The following is a 12,568-nucleotide window of genomic DNA, read 5'->3' on the forward strand; positions in this document are numbered from 1 at the left end:
ATCTTATTTAATCGTAGGGTGTGTTAGGCACGGGCGATAAATTCAGCATTCCAATCCATCAATAAATTCCCGTGCCTAACGCACCGTTCCCTGGTTTGTAACATTTATGAACATTTTTCCCCATTAACCCGAAAGAGCCAAAGCTTTGAGTTCTTAGCTTCGTTTTTTGAGTTAATTAACTTCCCAAGACTCCCAAGAGTCTCAAGAGTCTCAAGAGTCTCAAGAGTCTCAAGAGTCCCTTCCTGTCGATGACTTAAGTCACAAAATAGTTAAGGAATTATCACTGTTTTCCGGGGAACTTGTTATCAAACTAGAAGAATAGCAAAAGCTTTATCATTCCTTCACTTTTCTTAAGAAAAGACAATTTGGTGCAAAACTATGAAATCTCAATACCGTTGGCATTCCATCCCGATAGAAGCTCTCTGCGGACAAATCATGGTCACAGGTAGGATTACCATTAGCGATCGCTATCAGATTAGGTCTGCCTTATTAAATGATACTCTGAGCGAACCAGAGCAAATTTTAATCAACAGATTGCTCTATGGTATCCGACATGGATTACTAAGAATCATCGACTAAGAATCTCTCAAACAACAGATGCGATCGATATCACCTCCTAATCAGAGTATTATCACATTTGCCAGCAATCTAAAATCACCTTTCTACAAGTTTACAGTCACTTGTAGGAGTTTTTACTGTCACTTGTAAAGCTTTCTGACATCACTTAATTCCTGGAATAAAAGAATCATAGTAATAATACTGAGTTCCAGGGGTCAAAGATGTCACAGCAATCTCTTCTTCCACAACTTACAGTTAACTCCAAGCAAGTTTTGACCCAGTTAAATAGTGGACAAATACTGAAAATTGATAGTCGCTGTCGAGGTGGCATTATACTCTGTAAGCGACATCACACAGAATTTGCCGGATACGGAGCCGCTGTTGGTGGTATTTGTGACATAGACTGTAATCGGGTAATTCCTATAGGTGAGGTCAGGTTAATTCATCCAGAGTCTTTCCCAGAGCGACAAAAAGCATTTACCATCAGACAGCGATGGTTCCGTTTTACTCAAAAAGCAATGGAAAGTTCTGTTCCCTTACAAAGAGCTTACATGATTTTGGTAATGCTAGAAAAGTATTTTGGAACCGAAGCTGTTAGCTCAATATCAAACGATATTCTCTCTGGGTTAATTGGAGTTTTACCGAAAACATTCAGTATGGCACGTCAGTATAAAACCAATCACGGAGAAACTAAACAATCAAATTCAGCTGTTCTCGCAGTTTAACTATCAGTTAATTTCCGAGCATCTAAGCTAAATTCAACCACCCAACTAAAAACCCCACTGTCGCCACTAAGTTTAGCAACATCATCATTCCCGCAGGCATAAATTTCCGAGTTCGGACAAACCTAGTAATAAAAACTACGAGCAAAACTGCTGCCATCAAAGTTGCTATTCCTAGCCCTACCGTTGGTGTTTTCGTTGCTAAAAACCAAGCAACTAATAGAATTAGACCACTAATTAAACCTGCTAGAAGAGACTTGGTGCTTTTAGCTTTCATGTAGCCAAATACACCGCCTATTCCAACAATCAAAGCATATCCAAAGATAGCCCAGATTAATATTTGCGCCATATTTTTAATTTTTGATTTAATCTAAAAAACATACCACAATCTAGGGCAATTTTCTATGAATCTACATGATTTGGGAATGTTGTTGTTACTCCTAACTCCGGGACTTTTGCTTTCAATTCTGATTATGGCCTCTTTCGCCGCAGGCGGATAAAGCAGAAGAGCCAAGGGAGCAGGGGGGACTCTTGGGATAAGGGGAATTTTCTTAACTTAACACTCTCTGACTCCCCAAACTCTTCCTAACTCAAAAAAACGAAGCTAAGAACTCAAAAGTTTTTCCCTTCCCCCTTTCTCCTGACTTCTGTAAGAAGTCTATTAAAACTTGGTTTAATTGTATTTAAAATAGTAATTAGACAGGAATATAATCAGTTAGACAACACAGGTTTTCCTGAAATTTTTGTCCAAACTTCCGTGTTTCTGCGTAATGTATTATTATTAACAAAAATTGCAATATATCCAAGAAGGGATTACAACAGCGAAAAAACAGATTACAACAGAATTAGATAGATATTTGAAACAGGTTTTGCAGAAGCAGATGAACACGAACGAAAAAGCAAACTTTCTTTACCCCCGTAGCCGCTACTATGGTTCAGTTAATCCAGAGAATTTGGTTTTTAATGCCAATTTACAAGAGTTTACTCAAAGGATTAACTTTATCTGTGCTTTAGAAACTAGTGGTAAGCTTACTCCTGAAGAAGCTTATAAACAAATCAGTGCCTTGTGGAAACAACTGAAACATTCTAAAAAGGAACTCGGTATTGGTCAACATCCCTTCCGAAGTGATGACCATAACAACGAAGGAAATCAATCATCTGAAGATAGTTGAGTAGATTTTTATGAACGATTTCAGGTTGTACGGGAACGCATCTATTGCACCTCCTGGTTGCCAAAAAACAAAGCAGCTATATTTTTTTCTGGTCGCGTTGGGAGATTTGAACTCAACGCGACATTTATTTTAGTTTAAAATTCGCTTATTAGATGCAAGGATATTTTTCAGGAAATGACGAATCAATATCCCATACCCGTTGTGGTGAATGGTGCGGCTGGCAAAATGGGTCGAGAAGTGATTAAAGCGGTAGCTGGCGCAAGTGATATGACGCTATTGGGTGCAATAGACCATAATCCAGAGGTGTTAGATAAAGATGCGGGTGAACTAGCTGGATGTGGCACATTAGAGGTGCCAATTACTAATCAGTTTGAGCCAATGTTGGCAATGGCAGCGCAAGAGAGACAGCTAGGAGTAATGGTAGATTTTACCCATCCTAGTACAGTTTACGATTCGGTGCGGTCTGCGATCGCTTACGGCGTGCGCCCAGTCGTCGGAACTACCGGAATGAGTACCCAACAAATTCAAGATTTGGCAGAATTTGCAGAGAAGGCGAGTACTGGCTGTTTAATCATTCCCAATTTTTCCATTGGCATGGTGCTGCTGCAACAAGCTGCTGTTCAAGCATCGAAATATTTTGACCATGTAGAAATTATTGAACTGCACCACAATCAAAAAGCAGACGCTCCTAGCGGTACAGCAGTTCAAACTGCTAAACTCTTGGCAGAACTGGGCAAAACTTACAATCCGCCTTTAGTTAAGGAAGAGGAAAAATTAGCAGGCGCTAGGGGCAGTTTAGCAGAAGAAGGAATTCGGATTCATAGCGTGCGCTTACCCGGATTAATTGCTCATCAAGAAGTAATTTTTGGCGCAGCGGGGCAAATTTACACTTTAAGACATGATACAAGCGATCGCGCCTGTTATATGCCCGGAGTTTTACTAGCAATTCGCCAAGTCACCCAACTAAAATCGCTAGTATATGGATTAGAGAAGATTTTGTAGTTCGTCAGTAACAGGTAAAAATCCGCATTCAGGATTCAGAATCAAAATCAAACTTTTGCATTCTGAATTCTTCCCTAACTACCAATTACCTATTGCTTATTACTCAATACTTAAAAATTATGCTCATTCCCATCACCCGCGAGAAATTTGAACAACTCATCCCTATCCTGGCTACAGGAAGTCAATACAAATATTATTGGGGTAAGCCCTCTGATTTTATACTGCGACTACTAATATCTACAGTAATCGCTCTGTTAATCTGGTGGATTGAAGTTACTTTTTTAGGGCTAGAATATGCCGCTTTTACGCTATTAAGCGGTATCTTGATTGGTTCCTATTTTTTATGGGGGCCAATTTTCCGCGCTAGTTTACGCAATTATCAGTGTCGAAAATACAAATATAGTGGCTTTTGGAAAGGTGAAATCTGGGATTTGTATATTAGTGAAGAAGTAGTAGGAAAAGAACAAAACGTTAACAAACGCGGTGAATTAGTAATTGTAGAAAACCGCGAGAAAAGGCTAAATATAGAAGTTGGTGATGAAACAGGTTTTTCTACTAGTTTACAAGTTCCCCTCAAACGAGTTCATAAATCTCTAAGAAGAGGTCAAGCTGCCGAAATGTTGGTAATGTCTAATAAACCAGATTTAGCGATCATTAACCAAGTAACAGATATTTATATTTCCGACCTTGATTTATGGGTGAGTGATTATCCTTACGTGCAGAGAAAAGAGTTTACTGAACTGAGTTATAGGTTTGAAAAATCCGAAAAAATGGAAAGGCAAACGAAAAGAAGAAGACCCGTTGAGTCCGAAAGTGAAGCCGAAGAAATGCGACCAGTAAAGCAACCAAAAAGACCGAAAAGAGTTAATGATTGGTAATTAATTAAAAAGTTTGTAGTAGTGACTTCAGTCGTACATCGGAAATAGTGAACGACTGAAGTCGTCACAACGAACAATTAATTACGACTACGGGAAATCAACAAAAGTTGAATTAATTGTAAAACCGAATAAAAGGCAGTTGCTACATAAGTCCAAGCTGCTGCTTGTAAAACTCTTCTAGCGCCTATATTCTCTTCTCCTTGGAGAATTCCCAGTTGATTAATTAATTTAAGCGCACGACTAGAAGCATCAAATTCTACAGGTAACGTGACAACATGAAAAGCAATTACACCCAGAAATAGGACAATTCCAATATTGATAAATAATGAAGAGATTGTACCCATTGAACTGAGGAAAAGCCCAATAATTACTAAAAATGGGCCAATTTGAGAACCTAAATTAGCAACTGGAACTAAAGAGGCTCGTAAATTCATGAATTTATAGCCTTTCTTGTCTTGTAGCACATGACCGCACTCATGGGCAGCTACCGCAGCAGCGGCTACAGAATCAGAACCATAAATTCCTTCAGACAGACGAACAGCTTTCGCACTGGGGTCATAATGGTCTGTAAGTTCTCCGGCTACTGGTTCGACTGAAACATCATAAATTCCCATTTTCGATAAAATAGCCTGAGCCACTTCTGCGCCACTCATGCCCATGCTAGAACGAACTTGAGAGTAGCGGTAATAAGTTCCTTTAATTTGACTCTGCGCCCAGAACATTAATAAGGCTCCGGGGATCAGAATTAAATAAGACAAGTAATAAGACATGAATTTATCTCTCCTGGGGAGGTAGACAGTCTAAAACAAGGATTTTAGTACTAATCTATCTCAGATTTTCTAGACTCCGACTGCTCCCTCTTGCCCGTAGGCTTGCCAAGCTAATTCTACTAATCCGTTGACTATTGCTGCTGCTACTACGGCGCTTCCTTTGCGTCCTTCGGTGCGAATATGGGCGATGAGTGAATCTTGTAATCTTTCTTTAGCAACATCTACATCCACAAAACCTGCGGGTGTACCAATTACTAAAGCTGGTCGAATTTCCTCTTTTTCGATTAAGTCTACCAGGCAAGAGAGTGCGGTTTGAGCATGACCCACAACAAAAATTCCTTCTGGGTAGCGTTTGGCGAGGGTTTCTATTCCCCAAGCTACACGGGTTTTTTCTTTTTGGGGGCGCGTTAATGCGTCCATGCTACAGTAAACCGGGTTGGCAAAGGTGTTTTGGATAATTGGGGTAATGCCAACTTGTACCATTGGGACATCTACGACGATGGTAGTGCGGGCGGCTAATGCTGCTGCGCCTGCTTGTAAGGCTCTTTCGGAAAAACGAATCAGCGATTTATATTCAAAGTCAGCGGTGGCATAGATTACCCGCCGAACTATTTCGTATTCTGCTGGGGAAAAGATGTGTTCGCCGATTTCGCGATCGATAATTGCTAAACTTTGGGCATCTGTAATATGCCATTCCATGAGAAACTGCCCCCGAAGCTGCTACTCATTAAAGCATAATTTAAGTTGGTTGTAAGCACTAAAGTGCTTTGCTTGTCTTGGCAACGACTAAAGTTGCTACAACAAACCTGTTTGTTTACAGCATAAAGGTAGGACGCAAAGAATACAAAATTAACTTTTGCGTTCTCTGCGTCCTTGTCAGTGAAATATGGATAATTAACTGAACTTAACAGTTTAACGACTGCTGGAAGCTTCCGAAGGTGAACCAACCGCCTGGGTAAGGTAAGCAACTAAAGCTCCAATAATGAATCCTGCCACATTCCGCAGCAAGGGCAACCATTCGGCAGTGCGACTGACTACAGGACCGATTCCGAAAGCAATAAACAGAATTCCCCACAATGGCGAGAAAATTAACGCCCATTGCCATGCTACGATTTGTCCAGGTTTGCGGGGATGAGCCGCGAATCCTAAGACTATTCCACCTACAATAGAAGTAACTAAGGTAAGAATCCACTGTTCTCGCGGTAGTCCGGGAACTACGTTGCAACCACCTTGAACTAAGCAGGTTTTTACGGATTCTAAGGATTGAATGATTGATTGAGCTTCGCCTTGTTCGCGGACAAAGTAGAGGTTGCCGAAGCGAGTTTGGAGTTCAATCCAAAATGTCCGAGGTAGAAGCTGATAAACGGCATCTCCAACGTTGAAGTTGAGGATATTGCCGCCTCTGGAGTCAGCAATTACAAGGACGCTTTTTTCATCTAAGCCCCAAAAGTTTTTCACTGCTCTACCAGGGGTGCGATCGTACTGTGTTAATACTCTCAGTTTCCAGCCTGTTTCGGCTTCAAAATTTTCAATATCTTTTGTCAGTGCTTCCTTCTGAATATCGGTGAAGGTTTTGGCGAGGTCAATAATTGGGGTTTGAGTTCTAGGTAGTAAGTCAGGGTTCTCGTATGCTTGCGCTACCGCTGGTGCTACTGCCCAAACTGATAAGGCGAGGAAAAAGGCTGCTAAGGATGCCAGAACTCTTTTGACGAAAGGTTTTTGCTGCATTGGCTGTTTTACCAGAATCTCAGATTGGGACATTTACCAAGAAGTTTTATTAATCAAAGGATAATAGAAAGCTAATATTTCTTTACACTTCTTTACTTTACTCTAATAGTACGCCATTTTACCACCATTATTTCCATAATGGGGAAAAAGGGGCAGGGGGCAGGGGGGCAGAGGGGCAGAGGGGCAGAGGGGCAGAGGGGCAGAGGGGCAGAGGGGCAGGGGAGCAAAGATTAAAATGAAATAGTTGCTCACAAATCTTGTTTTGGATTTTTAATAATTAGATTTTTATACTTATAAACTAACAATTATAAAATGCAAAAATTAAACAATTTAAACTAGTTTCTATATTAGTAAACTTAAAATTATTTTCCCTTTTACCCCTGCTCTCTACTCCTACTCTTTGTCTGCTTCTGAATGTTCTTTCGGGTAGGATGTCGATCGCTCATGAGGAAACTCCAAAGGCATTCTTTGTCCATGAGGGAGGCGGTCTACAGAACGATGTCCACTTGGGGGAATATTATTATTATTATTAGAACGGTTAAAAGTTTTCCAGGCAGCTTTTATACCTGTGAGGAAACTACGAGTAGTAAGTTGAACTTTTTTCGCTTGAGTTTTAGCGCCGTCAATAGTTTTATCGACATTTTTTACTACTTGACCTGCACTTTTTACGCCATCGGTAACATCATCTGTTAACTCACTTATTTCCATTCCGGTGAGGCGAATAGATTCTAAAGTTGGTGGTAGTTCTCTGTTTAAAGTATCGGCTAATTTTTCTATACTTCGGGCAGCACGGGCAATTTCTTGAACAGCTGGCAAAAGTGCTACTAGAACAGCCGCGAGACTAACGGCAACTAGCAGAATAGAAAGTCCTAGCCAAAATAACGGATCGATCACAAATGTTTTAGTTTAAATAATTATTAGGCTTCGTTCAATCCCAGTTGATTTAGGGTCAGCTTTGATTACTGTAGTTTCGGAGGTTTAGGATTTAAAGATACCTCTGTCAGAGAATCTTCAACTAAAGGTCGATCGGCGGAAGTGGCAGTTTCTTGCCGTTGCATATTTTGCTGTTCTTTGGCAGTAGCTTCCACTCCAGCGGCGATCGCTTCTTTGAGTCGCGTTAAGGTGCTATCCCAGTTACGCAGTGCTGTTTCGGAAAGGCGATCGGCTTGCAGCTGTACACTACTCGAAAGGTCTTCTGCCAATTCTGGGAGTGCTTCGGCAGATTTTTTCAGCAGATGGCGAGTTTCTTTGCCTGTGCGCGGTGCTAACAGCAAACCTGTAATAGTCCCCAGTGCTGCTCCCAGAAGCATACCACCAATAAACGATCCCGATCCTGAACGATTCTCAGACATTTTTTCGCTACTCTATCCTTTTAATTCATTTTAGGCGGGATTTGCTGATTGGTATGATATGCGATCGCGTAGCCTCTGCGGCGAGCACCTATCAAGATTATTCCTCAAGGAGGATGAGAGCAGCTTTGAGCAAAACAAAGCAACGCTCAGGATTTTGACAGGGACTTCTTGAGCTTTTTCAATTGCCGATTCTGTCTGGCGCGTTTCCGGCAAAATTGTTGTGTAAAGTTGAGTATTCCTAAGACTTGTCCCAGTTTTTCCAGTTGAATCTCTAGTTTTTGGTATTGTTCTCGCAGTGTCTTAGCACCTTTTTGTCCAACAGTTATGGTTTTTGGTGCGCTGTGTAAGACTTTGTAAGTATTACGATCGGCAGCTAGGATAGCTCTTGTTGCTTTGGCGATCGTCCTACGGATTTTCCAAATTCGCCATGCTAGATAAAAGTTGAATAGAGCGATGAGTATGTTGATTGTGATAACAATTACGATCATTATTTAAGTTTCCCTCCAACAAACTCATCTAATTTAATGAATGGCTGTTGGCTTTTATGATAGCGGGTAAAGGTGCGATCGCTACACAACGCTCAACTTTTTACCAATCACATCAATCCTTAAATCAAGTTTTGGCTAAACTATCCCATTTTTCCACTGTTGGTCTATATAACCATTGCTCTAATCTAATATCATCAACATACCCTCTCAATTCAGGATCGGGCCAAATGTGAAGCCTATCCTTACATCCCACTTCTTGAGCAGCAGTTTCAATATCATCCCATTGTCTTTTAAAACATTCAGCCCATGATTTTTTTGTCATAACAGTACTGGCAAAATCTAAACCTGCTGCTACCATTCTTTTTCCATTACTTCCACGAGCATTAATTGGTTACCAAAATATCACCTCTGGATTGACAGCAATGATTTTTTCTAAATGTCTTTTAAAATCATCTAAAGTCATTGTGGGAGGCGTGGGAGCCATTGCTACATACAAACGACAACCAGCTTTATAACCTTTTAGTAAAGCTTCATAAAGTTTAGAAGGTGGAGGTGCTTGTGGTTCAATTTTGCGGCTTAATTCATCATCTAAGTATGGCAAACTCATGCCAACTGTCACATTTGAACGAGTAAGAATATCCAAATCATCAGTCCATAACAAACCACGAGTTAAAATTCTCACTCTCTTTTTATACTTCGATAGAACTTCAACAGAAGCACGAGTAATGCTTGCAGTTTCTTTGTTTTGGTATTGAAAAAATGAACTTTTGTCAATGTAGTTGCTATTAAACTCTAAATTTTCTCTTAATTCAAGTTTTTTGTAGTTCAATCAAAAAGCGATCGCTCTCTCCCCCCTCTTCAGGAAAAAAGTGCGATCGCTAATTTTTCTAACTACAATTTCAACTGTCGAATCTAGACATCCTGTTCGCTAAATTCGCGAGTCAAGTGATCGAACGGCTGGTCTATAAAGGAAGTATTCAGAATCCCAGATTCTTCTGCTAGTCCCTTAACAATATCCTTCATAATTTGGATACCGCGCACTGTTGGCCCAATTGGTACACCCAGAGAATTATAAGTTTCCCGTAAACCTTGCAACACGCGCTCATCCAACACATAATTATCGCCTGCTACCAGTGCATAGCTAGCATAACGGAGATAATAATCCATATCCCGCAGACAAGCCGCATAACGACGAGTCGTGTAAGCATTTCCACCAGGACGAATCAATTCTGGCAACTCATCAAATAATTGCGAACCAGCCTGTTTAACAATCTCAGCTGCATTACCATTAATCACAGCAGCAGCAGCTACTCTAGCCGTACCCGTTTCAAAATAAGCTTTCAGTGAATCAACAGCATTCCGGTCTAAATAACGACCAGTAACATCGTAATTTCTAATTAAACTCGTAACTGCGTCCCGCATGAAATTGCTCTCCCAGTGAATGTTACTATTAGGGTTTTACTATTGCTGAAATATTGTTGCATCTAATCCGTATTACAACATCGGACAGACACACCTGCTTCTAGGTTAAAACTCAAGTTAACAAAGCTTAACCAAGAAACACAAAGCTTTACCTGTGGCGTAGATAGCCGATTGTAGTTTACAACAAAATGATGCCCCAAAAGTTGCCTTTGACAGCTTTTATATTGGGAGAGAAACACTAAACCAAAACTTTTTGTTTTGGGCGATTTTTTAAGTGGCAAGAAGGATATTCCGGCTGGAAATTGATAGCTGATTTAAACCAGTCTGTCAACGGCTCAGATAACAAAATTAACTCTTCAGGATAGCGAGGTTGAGGATCGCCTACCAACCAAATTGGTGGCACCATCATTGGGTCATACTCTGCAATTACATCAACCACCCCTGGACGCTGCTTTAACTCTACCCGCAGTCCCGGACGATATTGCTGTGCTTCCTGTGTTGTTAAATCTGTCTGTAATGTCAAAGCCATTGTTATCGCAGCCATAAACTGTAGTTATTGTTACGATTTTACATAAGGAAAGTTAGGTTGAGAAAGGATTCTGTCAAAGTCGCTACATTTTTTAACCTTTTCTTTAGGCGATCGCGTACCAAGACAAGGATATTCTGTAAAGCTGAATACAAAAGATCCTGAAACCTGTCTCTAGGATGATGCAGGTATACTATTAAGTCGGCAAGATCGGCTATTTAATTTGAATCAAATCTGTCTGGACATCCCAGAGTAACAATGATGGAGAGATCCAGGCAGTAGTTTGAGGTGTCAGATCAATAAAGACAGACACACCCAGTAAAATTCTTTCAAATCTAGGTTTTCTGCCCCTTGACCTGAACCTTCACCACAGCTGATTATCTATATCCAGACTTTACGAGATCAAAAGTTACGGAGTAATTCATGTTCCAGACCCCGCAAGAGTTCTTAAATTACGTTAAAGAAAAGAACATCCAAATCATTGACTTGAAATTCATCGATATGCCTGGAATCTGGCAGCACTTGTCGATGTATCACAACCAAATCGATGAAAGCAGCTTCAGCGAGGGTGTAGCCTTCGATGGTTCTAGTATCAGGGGATGGAAAGCCATCAACGAGTCAGACATGGCAATGGTGCTAGATCCCACCACTGCTTGGATTGACCCCTTCATGAAAGAACCCACCCTCAGCGTCATCTGTAGCATTATCGAACCCCGCACAGGTGAACCCTACAGCCGCGACCCTCGAACAATTGCCCAAAAAGCAGTTGATTATCTAATCTCTACAGGTATTGGCGACACAGTATTCATTGGCCCAGAAGCGGAATTTTTCATTTTTGATGATGTTCGCTTCGACCAAAACGAACACGAAGGCTACTATCATGTAGACTCTGTGGAAGGTCGTTGGAATTCCGGGAAAAACGAAGGGCCAAACTTGGGTTACAAACCTCGGTACAAAGAAGGTTATTTCCCAGTTTCCCCCACCGATACTTCCCAAGATATGCGGACAGAAATGCTGCTGACTATGGCAGAGTGCGGTGTACCGATCGAAAAGCATCACCATGAGGTTGCTTCTGGCGGTCAGTGCGAACTAGGTATCCGCTTCAACAAGTTAATCAAGGCAGCAGACGACTTGATGACTTACAAATATGTAATTAAGAACGTTGCTAAGAAATACGGCAAAACCGTGACCTTTATGCCCAAGCCAGTGTTTAATGACAATGGTTCTGGGATGCACACCCACCAGTCGATCTGGAAAGACGGTCAACCTTTGTTTGCTGGTGACAAATATGCTGGTTTGAGTCAAATGGCGCTGTACTATATCGGCGGTATTCTCAAGCACGCACCAGCGTTGTTGGGTTTAACTAACCCCACCACTAACTCTTACAAGCGCTTGGTGCCTGGTTTTGAAGCACCTGTGAACTTGGCTTACTCTCAAGGTAATCGTTCTGCTTCGATTCGGATTCCTCTTTCTGGTGGCAATCCAAAAGCTAAGCGGTTAGAATTCCGTTGTCCTGATGCTACTTGTAACCCATATTTAGCTTTTGCGGCTATGCTTTGCGCGGGTATTGATGGCATCAAGAACCAAATCGATCCAGGTGAACCTCTGGATGTGGATATTTACGAACTGAGTCCTGAAGAGTTGAGTAAGGTTCCTTCTACTCCTGGTTCTTTGGAAGGTGCCTTGGAAGCTTTGGAAAAAGACCATGCTTTCTTGACTGATACTGGTGTGTTCACCGAAGACTTTATCCAAACTTGGATTTCTTACAAGATTGATAAGGAAGTTAACCCAATGCGGTTACGTCCTCATCCTTACGAGTATGCCCTCTACTACGACTGCTAAAAAGTATTTGTTGCTTAATTAACATTTAGCCACCTTAATTTGGTGGCTTTTTTATTACAACCTGTATCAGAACTATTTTGGATTGTGAAAAGTTTGTGCTGCTGATTA

Annotated in this window: 15 protein-coding genes and 1 pseudogene; 6 read left to right on the top strand and 10 right to left on the bottom strand. The window is 41.1% G+C overall.

The genetic code is table 11. From position 1 onward, the window contains the following. Positions 1–378 precede the first annotated feature (378 nt). Both ACE1CC_RS20315 and ACE1CC_RS20320 read left to right on the top strand, forming a co-directional pair. On the top strand, positions 379–579 hold the full coding sequence (locus ACE1CC_RS20315) for a hypothetical protein (RefSeq protein ID WP_413272256.1): 201 nt from the start codon (positions 379–381) through the stop codon (positions 577–579). A gap of 200 nt (positions 580–779) precedes the next feature. Then, positions 780–1,283: a hypothetical protein gene (locus ACE1CC_RS20320; RefSeq protein WP_413272257.1), complete on the top strand. Its 504-nt coding sequence runs from the start codon at positions 780–782 to the stop codon at positions 1,281–1,283. A gap of 22 nt (positions 1,284–1,305) precedes the next feature. Here the strand turns inward: ACE1CC_RS20320 and ACE1CC_RS20325 are convergent, their stop codons facing one another. Continuing rightward, positions 1,306–1,629: a TMEM14 family protein gene (locus tag ACE1CC_RS20325; protein WP_413272258.1), complete on the bottom strand. Its 324-nt coding sequence runs from the start codon at positions 1,627–1,629 to the stop codon at positions 1,306–1,308. A 532-nt stretch (positions 1,630–2,161) separates the two neighbouring features. Between ACE1CC_RS20325 and ACE1CC_RS20330 the strand changes: the two genes are divergently transcribed. From ACE1CC_RS20330 to ACE1CC_RS20340, 3 genes are all read left to right on the top strand, one after another. Next, a complete protein-coding gene (locus tag ACE1CC_RS20330) occupies positions 2,162–2,452 on the top strand; it encodes a DUF7219 family protein (protein WP_413272259.1) in 291 nt (96 codons plus the stop codon). Between the two features lie 174 nt (positions 2,453–2,626). Then, positions 2,627–3,454, top strand: coding sequence for a 4-hydroxy-tetrahydrodipicolinate reductase (gene dapB / locus ACE1CC_RS20335; protein ID WP_413272260.1), 828 nt, complete (start codon positions 2,627–2,629; stop codon positions 3,452–3,454). Between the two features lie 119 nt (positions 3,455–3,573). Then, positions 3,574–4,332: a phosphate ABC transporter permease gene (locus tag ACE1CC_RS20340; RefSeq protein ID WP_413272261.1), complete on the top strand. Its 759-nt coding sequence runs from the start codon at positions 3,574–3,576 to the stop codon at positions 4,330–4,332. A gap of 77 nt (positions 4,333–4,409) precedes the next feature. Here the strand turns inward: ACE1CC_RS20340 and ACE1CC_RS20345 are convergent, their stop codons facing one another. From ACE1CC_RS20345 to ACE1CC_RS20390, 9 genes and pseudogenes are all read right to left on the bottom strand, one after another. Next, positions 4,410–5,102 carry a zinc metallopeptidase gene (locus ACE1CC_RS20345; RefSeq protein ID WP_413272262.1) on the bottom strand — a complete coding sequence of 231 codons (693 nt, stop codon included), beginning with the start codon at positions 5,100–5,102 and terminating at the stop codon, positions 4,410–4,412. 69 nt (positions 5,103–5,171) lie between these two features. Further along, positions 5,172–5,801 (bottom strand): precorrin-8X methylmutase, encoded by a 630-nt coding sequence (locus ACE1CC_RS20350; RefSeq protein WP_413272263.1) that lies wholly within the window; start codon positions 5,799–5,801, stop codon positions 5,172–5,174. Between the two features lie 213 nt (positions 5,802–6,014). Continuing rightward, entirely contained in the window at positions 6,015–6,863 is an 849-nt protein-coding gene (locus ACE1CC_RS20355) for a TPM domain-containing protein (protein ID WP_413272264.1), read from the bottom strand. Between the two features lie 360 nt (positions 6,864–7,223). Further along, the gene (locus ACE1CC_RS20360; RefSeq protein ID WP_413272265.1) at positions 7,224–7,724 is read right to left on the bottom strand and encodes a DUF948 domain-containing protein; all 501 of its coding nucleotides are present in this window, start codon (positions 7,722–7,724) and stop codon (positions 7,224–7,226) included. Positions 7,725–7,789: 65 nt separating this feature from the next. Then, complete coding sequence (locus ACE1CC_RS20365) at positions 7,790–8,182, bottom strand: YtxH domain-containing protein (protein WP_413272266.1); 393 nt, start codon at positions 8,180–8,182, stop codon at positions 7,790–7,792. 146 nt (positions 8,183–8,328) lie between these two features. Beyond that, complete coding sequence (locus tag ACE1CC_RS20370; protein WP_413272267.1) at positions 8,329–8,670, bottom strand: hypothetical protein; 342 nt, start codon at positions 8,668–8,670, stop codon at positions 8,329–8,331. 124 nt (positions 8,671–8,794) lie between these two features. Continuing rightward, positions 8,795–9,421: pseudogene (locus ACE1CC_RS36890) on the bottom strand (radical SAM family protein); the annotation flags it as partial. Positions 9,422–9,582: 161 nt separating this feature from the next. Beyond that, on the bottom strand, positions 9,583–10,092 hold the full coding sequence (gene apcB / locus ACE1CC_RS20385; protein ID WP_413272270.1) for an allophycocyanin subunit beta: 510 nt from the start codon (positions 10,090–10,092) through the stop codon (positions 9,583–9,585). A gap of 238 nt (positions 10,093–10,330) precedes the next feature. Then, positions 10,331–10,636, bottom strand: a complete 306-nt coding sequence (locus ACE1CC_RS20390) for a hypothetical protein (protein ID WP_413272271.1) — start codon at positions 10,634–10,636, stop codon at positions 10,331–10,333. A gap of 405 nt (positions 10,637–11,041) precedes the next feature. Here ACE1CC_RS20390 and glnA point away from each other — a divergent pair, with 405 nt between their 5' ends. Further along, positions 11,042–12,460, top strand: a complete 1,419-nt coding sequence (glnA, locus tag ACE1CC_RS20395; protein WP_413272272.1) for a type I glutamate--ammonia ligase — start codon at positions 11,042–11,044, stop codon at positions 12,458–12,460. Positions 12,461–12,568 lie beyond the last annotated feature (108 nt).

Source organism: Floridaenema aerugineum BLCC-F46, assembly GCF_041929345.1.
In the GTDB taxonomy this organism is placed as follows: domain Bacteria; phylum Cyanobacteriota; class Cyanobacteriia; order Cyanobacteriales; family Aerosakkonemataceae; genus Floridanema; species Floridanema aerugineum.